This window comes from Planococcus sp. ANT_H30, from assembly GCF_008369335.1.
GTDB classification, from domain to species: Bacteria; Bacillota; Bacilli; order Bacillales_A; family Planococcaceae; genus Planococcus; species Planococcus kocurii.
In genome coordinates this window covers 87,164-108,641 of the sequence record NZ_VOBJ01000001.1, presented here as the reverse complement: position 1 = coordinate 108,641, position 21,478 = coordinate 87,164, and the positions used below count along the sequence as shown (strand labels likewise).

At 39.9% G+C, this 21,478-nt stretch carries 21 protein-coding genes and 1 riboswitch; of the genes, 20 read left to right on the top strand and 1 reads right to left on the bottom strand.

Annotated features, from left to right (window positions below):
• The first annotated feature begins 11 nt into the window (after positions 1-11).
• The 7 genes from FQ085_RS00565 to FQ085_RS00535 all read left to right on the top strand — a co-directional run bounded on the left by FQ085_RS00565 (position 12) and on the right by FQ085_RS00535 (position 8,188).
• Positions 12-1,670 (top strand): cytochrome c biogenesis ResB family protein, encoded by a 1,659-nt coding sequence (locus FQ085_RS00565; RefSeq protein WP_058385015.1) that lies wholly within the window; start codon positions 12-14, stop codon positions 1,668-1,670.
• Complete coding sequence (gene ccsB, locus FQ085_RS00560) at positions 1,667-2,851, top strand: c-type cytochrome biogenesis protein CcsB (protein ID WP_058385016.1); 1,185 nt, start codon at positions 1,667-1,669, stop codon at positions 2,849-2,851. Before FQ085_RS00565 ends, ccsB begins: the two co-directional genes overlap by 4 nt.
• Before the next feature lie 151 nt (positions 2,852-3,002).
• Complete coding sequence (locus tag FQ085_RS00555) at positions 3,003-3,719, top strand: response regulator transcription factor (protein ID WP_058385017.1); 717 nt, start codon at positions 3,003-3,005, stop codon at positions 3,717-3,719.
• On the top strand, positions 3,712-5,493 hold the full coding sequence (locus FQ085_RS00550; protein ID WP_149455703.1) for an ATP-binding protein: 1,782 nt from the start codon (positions 3,712-3,714) through the stop codon (positions 5,491-5,493). The genes FQ085_RS00555 and FQ085_RS00550 overlap by 8 nt, the downstream gene beginning before the upstream one ends.
• The gene (locus tag FQ085_RS00545; RefSeq protein ID WP_410477391.1) at positions 5,486-6,073 is read left to right on the top strand and encodes an RNA polymerase sigma factor SigX; all 588 of its coding nucleotides are present in this window, start codon (positions 5,486-5,488) and stop codon (positions 6,071-6,073) included. The genes FQ085_RS00550 and FQ085_RS00545 overlap by 8 nt, the downstream gene beginning before the upstream one ends.
• Complete coding sequence (locus FQ085_RS00540; RefSeq protein ID WP_149455702.1) at positions 6,063-7,253, top strand: hypothetical protein; 1,191 nt, start codon at positions 6,063-6,065, stop codon at positions 7,251-7,253. The genes FQ085_RS00545 and FQ085_RS00540 overlap by 11 nt, the downstream gene beginning before the upstream one ends.
• Before the next feature lie 76 nt (positions 7,254-7,329).
• Positions 7,330-7,462, top strand: a riboswitch (FMN riboswitch).
• Positions 7,463-7,606: 144 nt separating this feature from the next.
• A complete protein-coding gene (locus FQ085_RS00535; RefSeq protein ID WP_058385021.1) occupies positions 7,607-8,188 on the top strand; it encodes an ECF transporter S component in 582 nt (193 codons plus the stop codon).
• Positions 8,189-8,416: 228 nt separating this feature from the next.
• Here the strand turns inward: FQ085_RS00535 and FQ085_RS00530 are convergent, their stop codons facing one another.
• On the bottom strand, positions 8,417-8,668 hold the full coding sequence (locus FQ085_RS00530) for a ferredoxin (protein WP_149455701.1): 252 nt from the start codon (positions 8,666-8,668) through the stop codon (positions 8,417-8,419).
• Between the two features lie 106 nt (positions 8,669-8,774).
• Here FQ085_RS00530 and FQ085_RS00525 point away from each other — a divergent pair, with 106 nt between their 5' ends.
• From FQ085_RS00525 to der, 13 genes are all read left to right on the top strand, one after another.
• The gene (locus FQ085_RS00525; RefSeq protein WP_058385022.1) at positions 8,775-9,800 is read left to right on the top strand and encodes a YpbB family protein; all 1,026 of its coding nucleotides are present in this window, start codon (positions 8,775-8,777) and stop codon (positions 9,798-9,800) included.
• Positions 9,797-11,224, top strand: coding sequence for a RecQ family ATP-dependent DNA helicase (locus FQ085_RS00520; protein WP_058385023.1), 1,428 nt, complete (start codon positions 9,797-9,799; stop codon positions 11,222-11,224). The genes FQ085_RS00525 and FQ085_RS00520 overlap by 4 nt, the downstream gene beginning before the upstream one ends.
• 79 nt (positions 11,225-11,303) lie before the next feature.
• On the top strand, positions 11,304-12,074 hold the full coding sequence (locus FQ085_RS00515) for a LysM peptidoglycan-binding domain-containing protein (protein WP_058385024.1): 771 nt from the start codon (positions 11,304-11,306) through the stop codon (positions 12,072-12,074).
• Between the two features lie 69 nt (positions 12,075-12,143).
• A complete protein-coding gene (locus FQ085_RS00510; RefSeq protein WP_058385025.1) occupies positions 12,144-12,776 on the top strand; it encodes a CBS domain-containing protein in 633 nt (210 codons plus the stop codon).
• A gap of 66 nt (positions 12,777-12,842) precedes the next feature.
• Positions 12,843-13,613, top strand: coding sequence for a metallophosphoesterase (locus FQ085_RS00505; protein ID WP_058385026.1), 771 nt, complete (start codon positions 12,843-12,845; stop codon positions 13,611-13,613).
• A 54-nt stretch (positions 13,614-13,667) separates the two neighbouring features.
• Positions 13,668-14,636 carry a YpdA family putative bacillithiol disulfide reductase gene (locus FQ085_RS00500; RefSeq protein WP_058385027.1) on the top strand — a complete coding sequence of 323 codons (969 nt, stop codon included), beginning with the start codon at positions 13,668-13,670 and terminating at the stop codon, positions 14,634-14,636.
• A gap of 67 nt (positions 14,637-14,703) precedes the next feature.
• On the top strand, positions 14,704-15,672 hold the full coding sequence (locus FQ085_RS00495; RefSeq protein WP_058385028.1) for an asparaginase: 969 nt from the start codon (positions 14,704-14,706) through the stop codon (positions 15,670-15,672).
• An 81-nt stretch (positions 15,673-15,753) separates the two neighbouring features.
• The gene (gene prsW, locus FQ085_RS00490) at positions 15,754-16,443 is read left to right on the top strand and encodes a glutamic-type intramembrane protease PrsW (protein ID WP_058385029.1); all 690 of its coding nucleotides are present in this window, start codon (positions 15,754-15,756) and stop codon (positions 16,441-16,443) included.
• Positions 16,444-16,527: 84 nt separating this feature from the next.
• Positions 16,528-17,202, top strand: coding sequence for a (d)CMP kinase (gene cmk, locus FQ085_RS00485; protein WP_177167604.1), 675 nt, complete (start codon positions 16,528-16,530; stop codon positions 17,200-17,202).
• A 1-nt stretch (position 17,203) separates the two neighbouring features.
• A complete protein-coding gene (locus FQ085_RS00480) occupies positions 17,204-17,794 on the top strand; it encodes a lysophospholipid acyltransferase family protein (RefSeq protein ID WP_058385030.1) in 591 nt (196 codons plus the stop codon).
• Between the two features lie 68 nt (positions 17,795-17,862).
• Positions 17,863-19,008 carry a 30S ribosomal protein S1 gene (rpsA, locus tag FQ085_RS00475; RefSeq protein WP_058385031.1) on the top strand — a complete coding sequence of 382 codons (1,146 nt, stop codon included), beginning with the start codon at positions 17,863-17,865 and terminating at the stop codon, positions 19,006-19,008.
• A 22-nt stretch (positions 19,009-19,030) separates the two neighbouring features.
• Positions 19,031-20,065 (top strand): type 2 isopentenyl-diphosphate Delta-isomerase, encoded by a 1,035-nt coding sequence (fni, locus tag FQ085_RS00470; protein WP_269465412.1) that lies wholly within the window; start codon positions 19,031-19,033, stop codon positions 20,063-20,065.
• A gap of 93 nt (positions 20,066-20,158) precedes the next feature.
• Positions 20,159-21,469 (top strand): ribosome biogenesis GTPase Der, encoded by a 1,311-nt coding sequence (der, locus tag FQ085_RS00465; protein WP_058385033.1) that lies wholly within the window; start codon positions 20,159-20,161, stop codon positions 21,467-21,469.
• Positions 21,470-21,478: the final 9 nt, after the last annotated feature.

Below are 21,478 nucleotides of genomic sequence, written 5' to 3'. Positions count from 1 at the left end.
AGATTTTTGGGATGGAGAATTTGCAATGTCAATGCGGTCATGTAAATCCGCCGGGTACGAAACTTTGTGAATCGTGCGGGCGGTCTTTGACTGAAAAAGATCAAAAGAGCAAACTGGTGGACATGCGTTATGAAGGAACGGCAAGACGTTCACAAACGTATAACAAATCTATTATTGATAAAATTTGGAACTTCTTTTCAAGTGTTAAAGTGGGCGTCAGTATTATTGTTATCTTGCTGGTAGCAGCAGCAATTGGTACGATTCTTCCGCAGCAAGCGTTTGTTCCGGCAAATACGGAAGCAACAATAAAGGATTATTACGCAGATACTTATGGCAGTATAGGGCGGGTTTATCATGCTCTTGGATTTCATGACTTATACAGTTCTTATTGGTTTATCGCCTTAGTGGGCATGCTTGCTATTTCTTTAGTAATTGCTAGCTTAGATCGTTTTGTCCCGCTTTACAAATCACTAAAAAAACAGCGTGTTCTGCGTCATCCAAGTTTTATGGAAAAACAGCGTATTTACGCTGAGGGACCTGGTTCAGAAGACACGCTACAAAAAGCTGAAACAAAGTTAAAAGAGTTAAAGTACAATGTTCGTACGGATAAAAATGGATTGCTGGCTGAAAAAGGCCGTTATTCCAGATGGGGTCCGTACGTCAATCACATTGGACTAATTATCTTTTTGTTTGGTGTTATGTTGCGCATGATTCCTGGTTTTTATATCGATGAGAGTTTATGGCTGCGTGAAGGTGAAACTAGAGCCATTCCTGAAGTGCCAGGCTATTACCTAGAAAGCGAAAACTTCGAACTTGAAACTTATTCAGGTGAAGGCGAAGAAGAAATTTTCGGTGAAGCCTTAGATCGTGTAGGTACGGTAGCGAAAAACTATCAAACGGATGTTATTTTGTATCAGAAGAAAGAAGATGCATTGCCTGGAGCAGCTGATAGTCAGGAGGTTGTTAAAGAATTTCCGATTCGTGTCAACCAGCCTTTAAAATTCGATGGCTATGCGATTTACCAAATGGATTACCGTTTGGATGAATTGAAAACAATGACATTTGCTTTGACTAACAAAAAAACAGAAGAATCGCTTGGTGAACTGACCATTGATTTGATTGATCCGGAAAAAAATTACGAACTTGAAGGTGGTTCGACTGTTGAACTACTTGGTTACTACCCAGATTTTTCAGGCTTTGAAAACGGTGAACCACAAACGGCAACACCATTGCCGAACAATCCTGGCTTCTTGGTGAAATTGACTACTCCTGAAACACCAGAAGGAGAAACAAGTTTCATTACGATTCAAAATACAGTAGAACCATTAGGTGAAAATGACTTTAAACTGACTTTCCAAAGTGTTGAAACGCGTGATGTATCGGGTCTTACAGTTCGGAAAGATAGCACTTTGCCGATTCTTGGTCTTGGCGGTTTGATCTTCATGATTGGTGTGGCACAGGGGATGTACTTTAACCATCGACGTTTCTGGATTCAACAGAAAGCGGATGGCACGATCTTGCTTGCGGGTCATACCAATAAAAACTGGTTCGGCTTAAAGAAAGATCTTGATCAAGTTGCTGAGTATGCATCATTGCCTGCTTACACAGATCAGCAAGATGAAATCGACAAAACAGAGAAAGCAGAAAAGGAAGGTGAAATATTGTCATGACATTAGCTGATATAAGTTCAAACCTATTATATGTAGCATTTATTGCTTATCTAATTGCAACATTCGTTTTTGGTGGAGCAGTTAAAGGCAATAAAGAGGGAACATTTAAATCGGAAAAACGATGGGGCAATGTTGCAATTATTATTACCCTTATCGGTTTTGCTGCCAATCTAGGCTATTTCTTTACTAGATGGGGCGCAACTGGCCATGCACCGCTAAGCAATATGTTTGAATTTACAACAGCTTTCGGTATGACGTTAGTTGGTGGATTTGTCATTTTGTACTTCCTCTACAGAACGCCGGTTCTTGGTATGATCGTACTGCCTGTTGCTTTACTGATCATCGCATTTGCTAGTATGTTCCCGAGTGAAGTTAGTCCACTTATTCCAGCCCTGCAAACAAACTGGTTGGCAATTCATGTCAGCACGGTTGTTATTGCAGAAGGAATTTTAGCTATTAGTGCCGCGGCAGGTCTAATTTACCTATTAAAGGTAGTAGACCTTACGAAGAAATCTAAGCAACGCTTTTGGCTTGAAGCGATTATGTACTCACTAGTATTAGTACTTGGTTTTGTATTAGCTAGTTCGTTCTTTTCTGTTACAGGCTATGAAGCAGAATTTAATTATGTCGATAAAGAAGCTAAAGAAGCCGCGATCACATATACAATGCCACCCATTTTTGGTATGAATGAATACGAAGCGTTAACAGACGCTGCGATGACACCACTAGTCGAAACGCCCGCCATTGTTGATGCTGCAAAACTGACGACTGTTCTTTGGTCAGTGATGGTCGGGACAGTTCTTTATTGGTTGATTCGTCTGGTTTTCAGAAAGCGTATTGCTGCAATTCTGAAACCATTCGTTAAAAATGTTAATCTGCAGCTGATGGATGAAATTGGTTACCGCGCCGTAATTATCGGATTTCCAGTCTTCACCCTAGGTGCCTTAATATTCGCCATGATTTGGGCACAAATTGCTTGGTCGCGTTTCTGGGGCTGGGACCCGAAAGAAGTATGGGCATTGATCACCTGGTTATTCTATGCAGCATACTTGCACTTGCGTTTAGGTAAAGGATGGCAAGGTGAGAAGTCTGCATGGCTGGCTGTTATTGGCTTTGTGATCATCATGTTCAACTTGGTAGCAGTCAACTTAATAATTGCCGGGTTACATTCTTACGCATAAACAGATAAGCCTTTTCCGGAAACGGAAAAGGCTTTTTATTTATTAGGTAAATTAGAGCGTTCTGAGTTGATACATGCTGGTGCTTTTCTTTATTTTTTACAGAGTTATCGTTACAATGATACATATATAGAAGAAAGTTGGAGGGGTTAGCATGTCTGAAGAGATTACGATTTTAGTGGTAGATGATGAAGAGCGGATTCGACGATTGCTGAAAATGTATTTAGAACGTGAAGGGTACTTAGTAGAAGAAGCTGAAGATGGTGTTCAAGCATTAGAAATGGCTTTGGAAAAAGATTATCATTGCATCTTGCTCGATCTAATGATGCCTGAAAAAAACGGTGTAGAAGTTGCTACAGAATTGCGTGAAACAAAAATGACACCGATTATCATGCTTACCGCTAAAGGAGAAGAAGCTAACCGAGTAGAAGGCTTTGAAGCTGGAGCGGATGATTACATTGTTAAACCGTTTAGTCCTAGAGAAGTAGTATTGCGTGTTAAGGCAATTTTACGCCGTTCATCTGCCTATTCACCGATATCCAATTCAACTGCTTCAAAAGACTTGGTAGTTTTCCCTCATCTTACGATCGACCACGATGCGCATCGTGTCACGGCTGATGGTGTGGAAGTAAATTTAACGCCAAAGGAATATGAATTATTGTACTTTTTAGCAAAAGCACCAGACAAAGTTTTTGACCGTGAGCATTTGCTGAAAGAAGTTTGGCATTACGACTTTTTTGGTGATTTGAGAACAGTCGATACACACGTTAAACGGTTACGCGAAAAATTGAATCGCGTGTCTGAATCGGCTGCGAAGATGATTGTTACTGTGTGGGGCGTCGGCTATAAATTTGAGGTCGGCAATGAATAGAATATGGAATAGTGTTGTCGGGAAGCTGTGGATTACGATCCTGCTTCTCGTTTCCTTTGTCCTTTTTATTGTGACAGTTCTACTTTTAGAGTTTTTGGGAAACTATCACAGTGAAACAGTGGAAGAAGCGTTGAACAGTGAAGCCAATATGATTGCGAATATTTTTAATGATCATGAAGAAGTGACCAGTTCGTTAGAAATTATAGAGGATATTATTGGGCAAGAAACCAATGCTGTAATTGCTGAAGAGCCTTTCGATAGTAGCTATTACATTCATGACGGATTGAATGGCGCTGAAACCCGAGAAAAAATATTAAATGAACCCTCTTTTCAAAAAGTGTTTGAGACAAGTGAAACAGTGATGAAAGAAATGCTCCTGCCTTCACTAACAGAACAAAATCGTCTGGAATCGTATATTGTCATGGCTAGTCCGTTAAAGACTGGTGAAGACCGCCATGGTGTCGTATTTATCTATCAATCGTTGGAAGTGATGGACCGCACTGCAGAACGAACTACTAATATTGTATTTCTATCAGCGTTTATCGCACTTTTATTGACAACATTTTTTGCTTTCTTTTTATCCTCACGGATTACCTCTCCTCTCCGCAAAATGCGAGAAGGTGCTTTTGAGTTAGCGAAAGGAAATTTTGATACAAAAGTCAAGGCAACTTCTAGTGATGAAATTGGTCAATTGGCTACAGCGTTCAATCAAATGGGCCGTCAATTAAAGCATCATGTTGAAGTGATCAATCAGGAAAAAGAACAATTATCAAGTATTCTGACATCAATGGCCGATGCGGTCATTACTTTTAACCAAGATAAAACCATCTTGTTGAGCAATCCACCGGCTGAAAAATTACTGCAGCAATGGATTTTCAAAAATGGTTCGACTAAAGCGCAGCCATTGCCGCCTGAAATGCTTCATATGCTTGACCATGTACTAGGTCTAGAAGAAGAAATTGAAGAAGAACTCGAAATTGAAGGTGCTTATTACGCCATTAGTTTCAGTCCTTTATATAGTGGCGAATCGATACGGGGAGCTGTCGCTGTTTTGCACAATATGACAGAGCAGCATCGCCTAGAGAAGCTGAGAGAAGACTTTATTGCTAATGTATCACATGAGTTGCGAACACCGATTGCGATGCTTCAAGGCTATAGTGAAGCGATTTTAGATGATGTTGGGGCATCGGAAGAAGAACGACGTGAAATGACCAGAATTATTTACGAAGAATCGCAGCGGATGGGTCGATTGATTACTGACTTGCTGAATTTGGCGCGTTTGGAATCAGGCCACATGCGACTTTATAAAGAAATTGTTCAGTTGAACAGTGCAATCGAGCGGATGACATTGAAGTTTTCTCAAATTGCCAAAGAAAACGACGTTCAATTAAGGTTTGAAACGACAATCGATGATTGGGCAGCTAGTGAGATGGATCAAGACCGAATTGAACAAGTCATGACAAATTTGATAGATAACGCTATACGACATACACCTGCAAACGGACAAGTCGTAGTTCGTGTCGAACAACAGCAGGAGTACGCAAAAATTTCAATTAATGATAACGGGATAGGTATTTCAAAAAAAGATTTAGAATTTGTCTTTGAGCGTTTTTACAAAGCAGACAAAGCGAGAACACTTGGAAAAGGTGGCACAGGACTAGGTTTAGCCATCGCTAGTAACATTATCCAAGCCCATGAAGGTAAAATATACGCAGAAAGCTTAGAAGGGCATGGAACTTCTTTTGCCTTCCTACTGCCTTTGAAAAATATGTAACTTTCTAAAGACGAAGACGACTAATCTTAAGAACGGAGGGAGTATATTGAATGACTCCGTTTTCCATCGACTGTACGATGAATTTCATCAGGATGTCTTTCAGTTTTTGATTTATCTGGTGAAAAATAGGCATGTGTCAGAAGACTTGATGCAAGAAGTGTATATTCGTGCCTTTCGAGCATACGATCGCTTTGAAGGAAGAAGTTCAGAAAAGACATGGCTTTTTTCGATTGCAAAAAACGTGGCAATCGATCATTTTCGGAAAACAGCAGTACGCACAAAACATTCGATGGCGTATTTTGATTGGGAAACACAACAATTGGTGTCGTCTGAAAAACTCCCAGAAGAAGTTTCCTTATTGAATGAAGATAAAATATTTCTTTATAAAGCATTGGATACGTGTACAGGAGATCAGAAAATGGTCGTCATAATGCGGTTTTTTCAAGACTTGTCGATCGCAGAAACTGCAGAAGTTTTAGGCTGGACTGAAGGAAAAGTGAAGACAACACAACATCGTGCAATAAAAGCATTACGTGAAAAATTAATAGCTAGGGAAGGGGGAGACGACAATGTCAAATGACAAATGGACCGATAAATCCATCGAAGATTTGTTAAATGATTTCCCTTCAATAAAAGACAATCGATCAAAAGAAAAAATTTACAGTCAGTTGGTTGATCAAAAGAAAGGTCAAAAGCATCCGAAAAAATGGTTGCCCTTGCTTGTAGCGGCATTGGCATTTATTGCCTTTGGTATGCTGGTCTCCTCCATTATCGGTCAAAATGGCTTGGATGCTGCTCAAAATAAGGACAGTTCAAATGAAGAATCAGTAGCAACATCAACTGACAATTCAGAGCAAGCTGATAGTTCGTCTGAAGCTGAAAGATCCGGCACTGAAGAATCAAATCAATTTTCTGTAGCGCAAGCAGATGAAGTGTTGCGAACTTCAGTTTACGAAGAAACGATTGGAAACCAGACATTAATGACGATCGGCTTAACTGAGAATGCTAACGTGGTGCCCGTTTCTTTTCTTGTTCCAGAAAATCAGATAACAGCAGCATTTGGAGATTTAATACCATCATCGCTTGAATTGTATCAGCAATATGCAGACGATATTGACGAAACGCAATTAGGCTTTGATGAGTACCACCCCTATCTAGGTAATTTAGAAAAAACGGTGAAAGGAATACGCCACATCTTGCCGCAGGATCACCAATACGATTTGGCTTCTGCAAGTATAGGCGTGTATTTCAATACACTTTCGGCGACTTTTCCAGACGTCGCTGAAATTACAGTAGTCAACGAAGATGGTTCTGCAGCAGAATTTTCCCAGGTAGGATCTGTAGAAGCAATCAGTCCAAAACAGAGAGAAGTCGCTTATTATTCATTTACAACGACAAATGGCGAAATTTATCTCGCTCCAGGGTACGATAGACTTTTCGCTTCAGCGACTGAAGCAATCGAAGCGCTTGCGCAAAGCCCAAACGACTTTTATCGTGCTACAATTCCACGGAATGTGGATTTCCAACTATCAGAAACTGGAGATTTGGTGCAAATTGATTTTGAGGGCTCAGTCGATTTAGAAACAATGGATCGTTTAGAAGCAGTTCGAATGATTGAAAGTTTGGCGTTGACTGCAGCTTCTTTTGATAAAAAAATAGCAGTAAAAGGGTTGCAGTCTGATAGTTGGAACGGGTTTGATTTTACTCAGCCATTACCCGTTCCACTAGCGCCTAATTTATTAGAATGGCCAATACAATAAGGAAAAGAAGCGTTGTAAACAAATTTGTTTACAACGCTTCTTTTTTATACTACGATTAGGCTATAACAAAATATCGATTCATCTTCGGGGCAGGGTGAAAGTCCCTACCGGCGGTAATTGAACTCTGTTCATAAGCCCGCGAGCCGTAAAACGCAGGATTTGGTGAAATTCCAAAGCCGACAGTATAGTCTGGATGGGAGAAGGTGAAGGTGCGGACGTTTGTCGTTTACATGTAGACGGAACGCTTATTAAGTGTGCCTTTTCTCCCTTAAGTACTAGTGCTTAAGGGATTTTATATGTAAATGTTGGGTCCAAGCTTTTCTTCTGGTGAATCACGACAAGGAGAGAGGAATATGAAGAACAAAAAGTTACAAACGATGATTGTGATTGGGATGTTAAGCAGTATTTCATTTATATTGATGCTTTTTAACTTTCCGTTACCTGCATTACCGGCTTTTTTGAAAGTGGATTTTAGTGACGTACCGGCATTAATTGCAGCCATCACGATGGGGCCAGTTGCAGGGATTTTAGTAGCATTCTTCAAAAACGTGTTGGATTGGCTTTTTGCAGGAAGTCCGACAGGTGTACCTGTTGGTCATATGGCTAACTTTATAACAAGTTTGCTGTTTATCCTTCCGGTTTATGCTATCTACCACAAAGTAGCGAATAAAAAAGGCATGATTTTTGGCTTAGCTGTGGGAACATTAACTATGGCGATTGGTATGAGTGTTTTAAACTATTTTGTGTTTTTGCCAATGTATACGTACTTTTTAAATGTGCCTGCTGAAACGGGCAATGCGTTATTTGGCACAATTGTCTTAGGGATATTACCATTTAACTTAATCAAAGGTCTATTGTTAACTTCGGTCGTCCTGCTAGTATTCAGCAGCATGCACACATGGATCGAAAAGCAAAGATCCTATTATTTATCATAGATATAGAAAAGCGAAAACAGCCGTGTAGATTTGACGGGCACAAGATGCACTGGCGAAGCGGCATTTTTTCAGCCGCATAGCCAGTGTGGCTTGTGACCCTAAAATCTGGCTGGTTGAGTCTGGATAAAGAAAAGCGAAAACAGCCGTGTAGATTTGACGGAATTCGAATTAGCACAAATTAAAAGAAGGCGTACTGGAGGGATTCTCCAGTACGCCTTCTTTTTTGATTCAGTCTTCGTATTTTAACGGATCGCCTTCGAAAGATGTATTTGCAACTTTGATCGAATCTGTTGGACAGCCTTCAAATGCATCTTCCATGTCTTCTTCGAGTTCATCTGGAACTTGTTCTGTTCCCATGTTATTATCTAAAATAACAAAAGCGATTCCTTCGTCATCATAATCATAAATGTCAGGTGCAGCAGCACCACAAGCACCACAAGCGATGCAAGTATCCTTGTCGACAATGGTATACTTAGCCATATTGTTTTCCACTCCTTTATCTCCGAACAAGTTCAGTTATACTATCGTATTTATTCTAAAGGTGTTTGAACAGTTTTTCAACCTAAAACCGTTAGGGGGAGCAAGCTTGTTAGTTACTGAACTCATTTTAGCCATTATGAAGACTGTCGATCGGCAGCGAACCGTCTCTTCTCCCTATCATTTGATAAAAGGAAAGAAGTCTGGGCAGACGATACAGGATATTGGTTATTTCGGCCTTTATCCTTATTTTGGCGTGTTGCCAAAACTGGATAAGAAAGCTTACGATCAAGTAGTTCAAGGCTTGTTTTCGCAAGGTTATTTACTAGCAAATGAACAAGTTATTGAACTATCCGAAAAAGCGTTAAAGTTAAGTGTTGCCCCGTCGTCGTTGAATGGTTGGAAATACCGAGGGAACGAAAATTTGTTTTTTAGTCGCTTGTCACTAATTGTTCAAACTTTGTCCCACGTCAGTCAACGCGTAAAAAGCTTTGACCCCGTTGTCAGTAATGAAGAAGTGCAAAATTGGGTGAAAAGATACCTGCAACGGATTCAGTTTCGTGATTTAGCTGTAGTTCAAGCGTTTAAAAAAGAACTCTTTACTACATTAGCCGAAACGGACATTTCTGAAACACATAAAATGATTTTGATCGAGCGTTTAACGGGTTTTGCGATAAGTGGCTTAACGTGGCAGCAAATTGCCGATTCTAAAAAACTATCCTTACTGGATGTTCAATTGATGACTGTAGAAGCTTTGCATGGTTGGATGGCAGTGATCGAACAGTCCAAGCCTCAATTGATAGTAGGTCTCATGGAAGGCATTATTCAGCAGTCTTCCTTGACCGAAACAGCGCAGCGCACAGAAAAGTTGTTCGAAAGAGGATTTAGCTTGGAACAAATTGCGTCACTACGCCAATTAAAAACCAGTACGATCGAAGATCATGTGGTCGAATTGGCAATGAACGATCCTTATTTTAACTATATCCCATTTGTGGGTCATGAACAGTACGAGGCAATTATTGCCGAAAGCCGACGTCAAAAAACGAAAAGATTACGTGAAATCAAAGAATTTTTACCTGAAGTCAGTTATTTTCAAATACGTCTTGCGCTAGCGATTAGGAGGGAACGAAGATGAATCTCGACGAATTATTGTATTCAAGCTATGGTTTTTCTTCATTTCGTCCTGGTCAGCGCGAAATTATCGAGCGAGTAGTCGCAGGTGAGGATGTTATTGCGCTACTGCCAACTGGAATGGGCAAATCTATTTGTTATCAATTGCCTGCTAAAGTTTTACCAGGAAGTATCTTAATCGTTTCACCTTTATTGTCTCTCATGCAAGATCAAGTGGTTCAATTAAAAAAAATGGGAGAGAAATCCGTAGTAGCCATCAACTCATTTTTAAAGCCAGAAGACAAAGAAAAAATTATGTCTAAGCTCGGCTCTTATAAATTCATTTTTATATCCCCAGAAATGCTTGTACAACCGTTTATTAAACAAAAATTAAAGCAGATACAAATTTCGCTGCTAGTTGCTGATGAAGCACATTGTATTTCGCAGTGGGGGTTTGATTTTAGACCAGATTACTTGCGGATTTCAGAAATTTTGCCTTTTTTGAATTCCCCTCAAGTATTGGCACTGACGGCAACTGCTACGGACAAAGTCACCAAAGAAATAAAAGAGTATTTAGCTTTGAAAAAGCCGTTTGTGTATTGTCATCCGATGGATCGAAAAAACATTGTGTATGATTTGAAAAAATTTGATGACAGTCGTGAAAAAGTAGATTTTTTGAAAAAATTTGTTCAGAAGTTTAATGGTCCCGGTATTATCTATGCAGGAACTAGAAAAAAGTCCCAGCAACTGTCTATGCTTTTAACAGAGCAAGGAATTTCTTCAGCTTTTTACCATGGGGGTATGGAGCACCAAGATCGCATTTTTGTCCAGCAACAATTTCAAAACGGAGAAGTGCAATGGATTTGCTCCACAAATGCATTTGGCATGGGTGTTCATATTCCGAACATTCGTCACGTCATCCACTTTCAACTGCCGACTTCTATCGAAGGATATGTGCAAGAGGTTGGAAGAGCTGGTAGAGATGATAAACCGGCTTTAGCTACTTTACTGTATGCACAAGGGGACGAGGTATTGCTCGAAAGTTTAGTGATGGATGATTTGCCAACACAGCACGAGATAGAAGCAGTTTATAGCAAAGGAGCTACTGCGACTTATTTAATCGATCAAGGAATCGTTCGGGAGACAGCTTTTCGAGTAATCGCTTATTGGATAACAAAGTTGCCTTTAGATGGTGTTATCAAGCAAATGGAATTGCTGAGAAAAGGAAAAAGGCAACAAGCGGTAAAAATTCGTGAATTGATTTCGCGCGAAACTTGTCTGCGGAGTTATATCATCGAATGCTTTGATCAACAGCTAATAGATAAACCGACCAACTGCTGCGTTAACGACGGAATTGATTATCAGATTTTTGAAGCCTTTTCTTCACCGAAAGAAAAGCGATTGCCACTTGAATGGCAAGACCGTTTAAGTGTAATATTACCTATGTAAGAATCTTATTAACTGTCATTTACAAATGAGCCTTTTTTCGTCATAATAGATATATTAGTACAGATAGGGGTAGTCATGTATGGGGAATCAAAGTTATCATGAGTCGATTGAAAAGAATCGACAGGAAATATCGGTGGACAAAAATTCGGCATTGTCGAGAGCGGGTCAGAGACAGGCACAAAAACCCAAAACTAAAAAAACTAAAAATCTTTTGATGCCTGCATTATTTTTTATATTTATCTTAATTCCGGTTTCTTTGCTGATTTATGTAGCTTTCGTATTTGAACCCGACGATTCATTGACAGCCAAACCTGCAGAAAATGAAGTGAGTTTTGAGATGAATGCCCAACCATCCCAATCTTCTGTTGCTGCAGCTGATGAAGAAAAAGAAAAAGCTGAGAAAGCCAAAGTAGAAGAAGCCAAAGCTGAGAAAGCCAAGGCGGAAAAAGCACAGGCCGACGCTGAAAAAGAAAAAGTAGAAAAAGCGGAAGCGGAAGCTAAAGCACAAGCTGAAGTAAAGGCTAAAGCTGCTGCAGAAGTAGCCGCCAAAGAAAAAGCTGATGTAGAAGCCAAAGCTGTAGCTGAAGCACAGGCGAAAAAAGAAGCGGAAGCTAATGCACAAGCTGAAGCACAGGCGAAAAAAGAAACACAAGCTGAAGCAGATAAAAAAGAGGAAATACCAAGTGCTAATGGTAAGACTTACGTAGTACAATCTAGCGAAACGCTTTACCGTATTGCAGTAAATAATTACGGAGCGGCAGGAGCAGCAGCAGCGGTAGAAAAAATCAAACAAGCTAATGGCTTGAGTTCGAATAGCATTAGTCCGGGTCAAACTTTGGTTTTACCTTAAGCCATTCGACGGATTAACAAGTAGGTAATTAGGGAATAACAGTAACATCATAGAAAGTGGGGCGAGCAAATGTTTGTTAAAAGTGTAATGGTTGAAAGAGAAAAATGTTATGCAGTTAAAATGGACGATTCGGTACAAGTAGGCTTTGATTTACTAGAAAAACACACAATTGATGCTTTGCCTGTAGTTGAAGGCACTGAGTACAAAGGAATCTTCACTTGGTATCATGCTTATCGTGCGTTTTTCTATTCAGGAAAAACAAAAGAAGATTTTATTAGCTCAACTAAGGTCAGCGATGTAATCGTGAATGAAGACACTTATTTGAGCATCAATGATGTCTATGAAAAAGCATTAATGGAATTAAATGACTTTCCAATTATTGCAGTAGTTGAAAAACATCAATTTTTAGGAATTGTTACTCGCTTTGATATTGTCAATCAATTACAAAGTGCCTTTGGGATGAACCAGTCAGGCTATCGTATTACGTTCACTTCAGTAGAATCAGAAGGGCGTATTGGACGATTGGGAGAGATTATCGAGAAATACAAAGAGTCGGTTATTTCACTTGTTACTTTTGATGAAACCAATAAAATGGTTCGTCGCATCGTTCTAAAGATTAAAAAGAAAGACAATATCGATCGTTTTGTCAAAGAGCTTGAGAAATCTGGTTTCCGAGTATTGGACATCGCAGAAGACAAATAGCAAAATAAGATAAAAAAACATAAGCCTTGCTTATGTTTTTTTGTTCTTTGTGAAAGGAATCATTACATGAAATATTTAATGAAAATCGCTTTGGCAGCGCTCGCTTTTCTGCTAGTGATGGTGCGCAATGCCTTTGCAGAAAAGCTCATCCAGCAAACGGTTAAATTACCCACAGACAAAGCATTCGAACCGTTCAAGCTTCTTTTTATTGCTGATATCCATAGGAGAGTCATTAAAGCAGACTTGATCAAGTTTCCTGTCGATGTGATTGTAATCGGCGGCGATTTAGTAGAAAAAGGCGTACCGCTTGAACGGGTTCAAGAAAACATAAAAAACTTACGTGCTTGTGCACCTGTGTATTTTGTGTGGGGCAATAACGACCGGGAAGTAGATGAAAATAAACTCAGAGAAATTTTCAATCAATTTGATGTAATTGTGCTAGAGGATGAGTCGGTAGCTTTGTTTGGCAATGAACAGTTGAGGTTGGTCGGACTTGATCATTTTGCCTATAAACCGAACGGATTCAAAAATGCTTTCGAAAATGTTAAAGAAAACGATACTGTGTTGTTTGTCTCACATACACCTTTTGACTTTTGGAAAGTAAAAGGACCATATTCAGCCAATTTGTTGCTGGCTGGTCATACGCACGGCGGTCAAATTCGGATTGGTCCATTCGGTTTATTCGATAAGGGCTCAATGAAAATAAAGAAGGACCGAATTGAATTAATCAGTAATGGTTTTGGTACGACGACTCTGCATTTGAGACTGGGTGCACAGGCAGAATATCATGTGCTAACAATCACGCCTGCAGTTAGAAAAGATAAAAAATTGTCATAAAGTAGCAGAGTCCTTTATTCTTAATTAAGAATAAAGTACAGGAGATGGTTTGAAATGGAATATGTAGATGCGCTTATTATTGGCGGTGGACCTTGTGGGTTATCGACCGCAATCGAATTGAAGAAACGTGGATTGGAAACAGTAGTTATTGAAAAAGGCAATATCGTCAACGCGATTTTCAATTACCCAACACACCAAACTTTTTTCAGTACGAGTGAAAAACTAGCGATTGGCGATGTGCCCTTTATTATAGAAGGACGGAAACCAAAACGAAATCAAGCTTTGGTTTATTACCGGGAAGTGGTTAAAAGAAGTGGTATTAAAGTGCGGCCGTTCGAAATCGTGGAACGTGTTGAAAAAGATGAACTATTTACTGTGGTCACTTCAAAAGCTCAATACGAGGCGAAATATGTAATAGCAGCAACAGGCTATTACGATCAGCCAAATAAGCTTGAAGTTGAAGGGGCAGAACTGCCAAAAGTGATGCATTATTTCAAAGAGGGGCATCCCTATTTTGATCAAGATGTGTTAGTAATCGGCGGTAAAAATTCGGCTGTAGACGCGGCTCTAGCTTTACATAAAGCTGGTAGTAGAGTGACAGTATCTTATCACGGCACGAGTTACTCCAAAAGTATCAAGCCGTGGATTTTGCCGGAATTTGATGGTTTAGTGAGAAAAGGTGAAATTACGATGCTGTTCGATTCAATGGTGGATCGCATTACAAACAGCACGGTAGAACTGACAGTCAATGACCAAAAAGAAACACTTTCTAACCAATTTGTTTTTGCTATGATTGGCTATCATCCAGATCATCAGTTTTTAAAATCAATGGGCATTTCCATCGATTCGATTTCAGGTCGACCGACTTTTGATGAACAAACAATGGAAACAGATATAGACAATCTATATATTGCCGGTGTAATAGCTGCAGGCAACAATGCCAACGAAATTTTTATAGAAAATGGACGTTTTCATGGGCAACAAATTGCAGAAGCGATTGCTGAAAAAGAACATAGACCTTAAATAGACCTTTTTTAAAAATAGATTTTAAAGAACAGTAAACACTGCAAACGTGAAAGGGAGTTTCAAGATGAAGAAAAAAGTATCATTAATTACAACGGGTGGTACCATTGCAAGTCGGGAAATTTCTGATGGGCTTTTGGAGTCTGGTGCAATTTCAGGGAAAGAATTGGCGGAACTTTGCCAACTCCCAGAAGAAATTGAAGTAAAAGTAGTCGATGTATTCCAATTGCCAAGCATGCATATTGGTTTTGAACAGATGTTGACAGTTAGAGAAGCGATTCTACAAGAATTTCAAGATCCTGAAGTTGAAGGAATCGTTGTCACACACGGAACAGATACTTTGGAAGAGACTTCTTACTTTCTGGATCTGACAATCGATGATGATCGGACTGTGGTCATTACAGGGTCACAGAGATCTCCTGAAGAAGTTGGCACCGATGTCTATTCAAACTTACGCAATTCAATTTATGTAGCAGTAAATCCTAATCTGAGAGGAATTGGAGCTGTTGTGGTCTTTAACGAACGAATTTACAGTGCGAAATATGTGAAGAAAGTGCACTCCAGTAATTTACAAGGCTTTGATTCGTTTGGGCATGGCTATCTCGGCATTATTGATAACGATATGGTACGTGTTTACCAAAAACCAATTATCCATGAGGTGCATGCTGTAACAAAGTCGTTGCCTCGGGTCGATATTATTAAATGTTATTCAGGTCAAGATGGTTTTGTTATTGATCAGCTAGTGGCAGGGCCGTCAAAAGGGATTGTTTTGGAAGCAGCAGGTAGAGGGCAGGTATCTCCGCACATGGTAGATGCAATTGATCGAGCTGTAAGACAAGGAATACCGGTCGTTTTGACAACGAGTGCTGAAGAAGGCAATACTTATCCGGTTTATAGTTATCCAGGTAGTGCTCATGATTTGTTAAATCGTGGCGTTATTTTAGGGAGTGATTACGATAGTAAAAAAGCGCGCATCAAGCTCGCTGTTTTATTGTCAGTCGAAGAACATGTGAAAGCAGATGCTTTTAATCGGTAGCGGTAATTCGTTAAAAGAGAGCTGAAAATGATGTAGGTAAACATGTTACAATGAGGGGAATCTGAATAAAGGGGTACGCGTATGATCATTTTATTAACTGTAGCAATAGCCCCGGGTCTGGCGCTTTTCAGTTATTTGTATTTGCGCGATCAATTTGCGGGTGAACCGTCAAAACTGATATTTCAAAGTTTTGTGTACGGAGCCGTATTGACGTTCCCGATTCTTTTTGTTCAATATGTATTCAATGCTGAAGGTGTCTTTACGAATAGCTTTATGCAAAATGTTTTGTTTTCGAGTGTAATTGAAGAGTTTTTTAAATGGTTGGTCCTGTTAATTGCAGTCTATCGTCACGTCGATTTCGAGGATCCTTACGATGGAATTTTGTATGGGGCGAGTGTTTCTCTTGGATTCGCTACAATTGAGAATATTTTGTACTTACTTGAGTTCGGATTAGAGACTGCTTTTATACGAGCATTCTTGCCGGTATCGAGCCACGCGTTATTTGGTGTTGTCATGGGCTATTATTTTGGGAAAGCCAAATTTAGTAAAAGCCATAAGCGCAGACGGTGGATTGGTTGGGCACTTGTCAGTTCGGTAATTCTTCACTTGGCATATAATAGTAGCCTGTATGTTTATGATAATATTATATACGGAGCTATTCCATTTATGTTGTTCTTATGGTGGTTTGGTCTTCGGAAAGTTAAACAAGCTCACCAACTGTCCATGTCGCATTATGGTGAAGATCCTTCTTCTATACCGTCAGAAGAGTAAAGTAAATACCGAGGAAAAGTCTTATACATAAAGACTTTTTTTTTATGTTAAAATATGATGAATACATAGGATGAGGTGACTATTTTGGTGAAACCGATACAAATAGCAATCGATGGACCAGCAGCTGCGGGAAAAAGCACAATTGCAAAAATCGTAGCAGAAAAACTGGGCTATGTTTACATCGATACCGGTGCCATGTACCGAGCTATTACATTAAAAGCATTAACAGAGAAGATTAATTTGGCTAGTAATGAAGAAGCCGGTAAATTACTACAGAAAACTGAAATTGATTTGCAACCGTCAGAAGACGGACAGCTCGTATTTCTTGATAAAAAAGATGTGACTGAGGCAATTCGTTCTCAACATGTCACAAAAGCTGTGTCTCAAATGGCCGCTCATGAACTGGTTCGTCTTCGGATGGTTGAATTGCAGCAGCAATTAGCAGAAGGGCGCGGAGTCGTCATGGATGGTCGAGATATCGGCACGCATGTCCTTCCAAGTGCTGCTTTAAAAGTATTTATGTCGGCATCGGTTGAAGAACGTGCAAGAAGAAGATTCGAAGAAAACAAAAATAGAGATATTTTGACTCCGCTTGAGGAGCTTCAGGCGGAAATAGCTATGCGGGATAAAATGGACAGTGAACGCAAAGTAGCGCCTTTGCGAAAAGCGGAAGATGCTATTTTTCTTGATACAACTAACCTGACAATTGATCAGGCAGCCGGAGAAATATTGAAATTGGCTGAAGAAAGGTTGATGTAAAGTGAACTTATATGCAGTTGGAAAAGGACTTGTAAAAACAGTATTAAGCCCATTGTATCGTTTCGAAGTAATCGGAATTGAGAATTTCCCGAAAGAAGGCGGCATTCTTCTTTGTTCGAATCATATCAATGCACTCGATCCGCCTGTTGTTGGAATGACCGCTCCTAGAACGGTTCATTTCATGGCAAAAGAAGAATTATTCAATGCGCCGATACTCAAATCAATTTTGCCGAAAGTAAATGCTTTTCCCGTAAAACGTGGAATGAGCGACCGAGAAGCTCTTCGGACGGCATTAAAAATATTGAAAAGTGGAGAAGTTGTCGGTTTGTTTCCAGAAGGAACACGCTCGACAGATGGAGTATTACAAAAAGGCCTTAGCGGAGCAGGTTTTTTTGCACTTCGTGGCAATGCAGACGTTATGCCTTGTGCAATTATCGGACCGTATAAAGCGTTTCGAAAAGTGCGCGTAGTTTATGGCGAGCCAATCCGCATGGCACCTTTTCGTGAACGAAAAGCTTCAGTCGACGAGGTAACTGAAGCCATTATGTCGAGTATCCAGAATATTCTTAATGACTATGCGAGTAATAAGTGATAATTTTTGTTTTTATTAGAGAATTCGCATAAAATAGAAGGTGGATAGTTTGTGAAGGAGGGCTACTTATGTCAGAGGAAACGAATATGATGGAAAACCGTGACTTCCAAACAGGAGATCGCGTCAAAGGGGTAGTAGCAAAAATAGAAGAAAAAGCAGTCACGGTAACAATTGAAGGTGCACCATTTGATGGTATTATTCCAATCAGTGAGTTATCAAGTCTGCATATTGAAAAAGCATCAGATTCGGTAGAAGTTGGAGATGAACTGGATTTGATCATTACAAAAATTGAAGATGAGAATTTCGTTTTATCCAAGCGTAAAGTGGATGCCGAACTGGCATGGGGCGAATTGGAGAAGAAATTTGAGTCTGGTGAAATTATTGAAGCTGAAGTTAAAGACGTTGTAAAAGGCGGTTTAGTGGTCGACTTAGGTGTCCGTGGATTTGTCCCGGCTTCTTTAGTGGAAGATTACTTTGTTGAGTCTTTTGAAGACTATAAAGGAAAAGAATTGACGTTTAAAATTGTAGAAATGGAAAAAGAAAATAATCGGTTGATTCTTTCGCATCGTGCCGTTATCGAAAAAGAAAAAGAGTCGCAAAAAGAAAAAGTGATGGAAAAAATCCATGCTGGAGATGAGCTGAAAGGCAAAGTGCAACGTATTGCTTCTTTCGGTGCTTTTGTTGACATCGGTGGTGTAGATGGTTTGGTCCATATTTCACAGTTGTCTCATGAACATGTGGAAAAAGTTTCTGATGTCGTAACCGAAGGTCAAGAAGTTACGGTCAAAGTACTATCTGTCGATCGGGATTCAGAACGTATTTCGTTGTCTATTAAAGACACGCTTCCTGGACCATGGGACACGATTGATGAAAAAGCACCAAAAGGTTCTGTTCATACTGGAACGGTTAAGCGTCTTGTTAGTTATGGGGCGTTTGTAGAAGTTCTACCGGGTGTAGAAGGTCTTGTTCATATTTCACAAATTGCACACAAACACATCGCAACGCCGAATGAAGAATTGTCAGAAGGTCAAGAAGTGCAAGTTAAAGTACTTGAAGTCAATAAAGCGGACAAGCGGTTGTCTCTTAGTATTAAAGAATTACAAGAAAAACAGGGTGACCAAGATTTCTCGAATTACGAAATGCCTGAAGAGTCCTCTGGTTTTTCAATTAGTGATGTGATCGGCGATAAACTAAAAGGTTTTAAACCTGAATAATATGTCAAGAGCTGAGCGTAAAATGGATCATATACAATTTGCTTTATCGACAGGGCAAAGTAAAAAAAATATGTTTAACGATATTCGATTTGTTCACCAAGCTTTACCGAACTCAGCGGTTTCTAATAGGTGCATAAAGCCAAAAACAGGTGATTTGAATTTAGAATCACCTGTTTTTATTAATGCGATGACAGGCGGTGGCGGACGGGCTACTCAACAATTGAATAGTCTGTTGGCAAGAGTTGCTCGGGAAACCGGGATGGCTATGGCTGTGGGATCTCAAATGGCTGCGCTTAAAGATTCGAATGAGCGGCAGTCTTATACGGTTGTTAGAAGAGAAAATCCGAATGGTATCTTATTTGGTAACCTTGGTAGCGAAGCGACCGTGCAACAAGCGCAAGATGCAGTCGAGATGATAGAAGCGAATGCACTACAGATTCATTTAAATGTTGTGCAAGAGCTGACGATGCCAGAAGGAGATCGTGACTTCCGCGGAGCTCTTGAACGCATACAAGCGATTGCTGAGAAGCTTGATGTTCCGGTAATTGTTAAAGAAACAGGATTTGGTATATCTCGTGAAACTGCGGAGAAACTGAAGGGAAGTGCAGTTTCAGTAATTGATGTCAGTGGCTTTGGCGGCACAAACTTTTCATTGATCGAAAATGAACGTCGCAGGATAAAAATGGCTTATTTTGACGACTGGGGTATTCCGACAGCAGCAGCAATTGTAGAAGTAAAGAGTGTTTTTGATAAAACAGTTTTTGCTTCAGGCGGCATTCAAAATGCACAGGATATGATTAAAGCATTTATGCTGGGAGCTGATGCGGTAGGTCTTGCAGGTGCTTTTTTAAAAACGGCGATGCAAGAAGGCGAAAAACAGCTAATCGATGATATACATGCGCTCTATGAAGACTTGGCAATGATGATGACAGCTCTTGGAGCAAATAACTTGGTAGATTTGCAAAAATGTCCAGCAGTTATCACGGGAGAATTAGCGCAATATCTCATCGCTAGAGGCTTTAATCCGGCATCCTATGCAAATGTGAAGAAAAACTGAATATTGCACATATAAGGGGGATGGACATTTAACAGATGCCATCGCCTTTTTCGTGTATAATAGGCATATCAGAAGTGGAAGGATGAAGTGATTATGTCAAAACCGGTAGTAGCAATAGTTGGCCGGCCGAACGTTGGTAAGTCCACGATATTCAATCGCGTGGTAGGAGAACGGGTTTCAATTGTGGAAGATATTCCAGGAGTAACGCGTGACCGTATTTACAGCTCGGCAGATTGGTTAACACATGAATTCAATATTATAGACACAGGCGGTATCGATCTTCGAGACGAGCCGTTTCTTGAACAAATCCGTCAGCAGGCAGAAATTGCTATGGATGAAGCAGACGTTATTATTTTTCTTGTAAATGGACGCGATGGCGTGACTAATCAAGACGAACAAGTAGCAAAAATTTTATATAAGACGAAAAAACCAGTTATTTTAGCAGTTAACAAGATTGACAATCCTGACATGCGCCATATGATTTATGACTTTTATACGTTGGGAATGGGCGAACCTTTCCCTCTTTCAGGATCCCATGGTTTAGGCCTAGGAGATTTACTGGACGAAGTAGCTAAAAACTTCCCTCAAGACGATGATGAGGAATATCCAGATGATGTTATTAAATTCTCATTAATTGGTCGTCCTAACGTCGGCAAATCTTCTCTCGTAAATTCATTTCTTGGAGAAGAACGTGTCATCGTCAGCGAAGTGGCGGGTACGACGCGCGACGCTATTGATACACAGTACGTCTACAATGAGCAGCCTTATGTCATCATTGACACAGCTGGAATGCGTAAAAAAGGGAAAGTTTACGAAACAACAGAAAAATACAGTGTTCTACGTGCATTGCGTGCGATTGAACGCTCAGATGTTGTTTTAGTGGTTTTGAACGCCGAAGAAGGTATTCAGGAACAAGATAAGAAAATTGCTGGATATGCTCACGAGGCAGGTAAAGCAGTAATTATTATTGTTAATAAATGGGATGCTATCGAAAAAGATGAAAAAACAATGAATGTTTTTTCTCGTAAAATCCGTGAGCATTTCTTATTCCTTGACTATGCTCCTATTATGTTTGTATCCGCAATTAGTGGCAAACGAGTGCATAGTATTTTAGAAATCGTTAACAAAGTAAATGATAATCATTCAAGAAGAATTCAATCGAGCATTCTAAATGAAGTTATAGAAGATGCAGTTGCTATGAATCCAGCACCATCGGACAATGGCCGTCGTTTGCGTGTTTATTACGCAACACAAGTCGCCATTAAGCCACCGACATTTGTAGTGTTTGTAAATGAGCCTGAAATAATGCATTTTAGTTATGAACGCTTCTTGCAAAACCGGATTCGCGAAAGTTTCGACTTTGAAGGAACTCCTCTTCGTCTTATAACGAGAGCTCGTACTTAAGATAAAAAG

What these genes read in the sequence shown, in the direction of transcription:
- FQ085_RS00565 (WP_058385015.1), top strand. Translation starts at nt 12, where the DNA reads ATGGAGAATTTGCAATGTCAATGCGGTCATGTAAATCCGCCGGGTACG.
- ccsB (WP_058385016.1), top strand. Translation starts at nt 1,667, where the DNA reads ATGACATTAGCTGATATAAGTTCAAACCTATTATATGTAGCATTTATT.
- FQ085_RS00555 (WP_058385017.1), top strand. Translation starts at nt 3,003, where the DNA reads ATGTCTGAAGAGATTACGATTTTAGTGGTAGATGATGAAGAGCGGATT.
- FQ085_RS00550 (WP_149455703.1), top strand. Translation starts at nt 3,712, where the DNA reads ATGAATAGAATATGGAATAGTGTTGTCGGGAAGCTGTGGATTACGATC.
- FQ085_RS00540 (WP_149455702.1), top strand. Translation starts at nt 6,063, where the DNA reads ATGTCAAATGACAAATGGACCGATAAATCCATCGAAGATTTGTTAAAT.
- FQ085_RS00535 (WP_058385021.1), top strand. Translation starts at nt 7,607, where the DNA reads ATGAAGAACAAAAAGTTACAAACGATGATTGTGATTGGGATGTTAAGC.
- FQ085_RS00530 (WP_149455701.1), bottom strand. Translation starts at nt 8,668, where the DNA reads ATGGCTAAGTATACCATTGTCGACAAGGATACTTGCATCGCTTGTGGT.
- FQ085_RS00520 (WP_058385023.1), top strand. Translation starts at nt 9,797, where the DNA reads ATGAATCTCGACGAATTATTGTATTCAAGCTATGGTTTTTCTTCATTT.
- FQ085_RS00515 (WP_058385024.1), top strand. Translation starts at nt 11,304, where the DNA reads ATGGGGAATCAAAGTTATCATGAGTCGATTGAAAAGAATCGACAGGAA.
- FQ085_RS00510 (WP_058385025.1), top strand. Translation starts at nt 12,144, where the DNA reads ATGTTTGTTAAAAGTGTAATGGTTGAAAGAGAAAAATGTTATGCAGTT.
- FQ085_RS00505 (WP_058385026.1), top strand. Translation starts at nt 12,843, where the DNA reads ATGAAATATTTAATGAAAATCGCTTTGGCAGCGCTCGCTTTTCTGCTA.
- FQ085_RS00500 (WP_058385027.1), top strand. Translation starts at nt 13,668, where the DNA reads ATGGAATATGTAGATGCGCTTATTATTGGCGGTGGACCTTGTGGGTTA.
- FQ085_RS00495 (WP_058385028.1), top strand. Translation starts at nt 14,704, where the DNA reads ATGAAGAAAAAAGTATCATTAATTACAACGGGTGGTACCATTGCAAGT.
- prsW (WP_058385029.1), top strand. Translation starts at nt 15,754, where the DNA reads ATGATCATTTTATTAACTGTAGCAATAGCCCCGGGTCTGGCGCTTTTC.
- rpsA (WP_058385031.1), top strand. Translation starts at nt 17,863, where the DNA reads ATGTCAGAGGAAACGAATATGATGGAAAACCGTGACTTCCAAACAGGA.
- fni (WP_269465412.1), top strand. Translation starts at nt 19,031, where the DNA reads ATGGATCATATACAATTTGCTTTATCGACAGGGCAAAGTAAAAAAAAT.
- der (WP_058385033.1), top strand. Translation starts at nt 20,159, where the DNA reads ATGTCAAAACCGGTAGTAGCAATAGTTGGCCGGCCGAACGTTGGTAAG.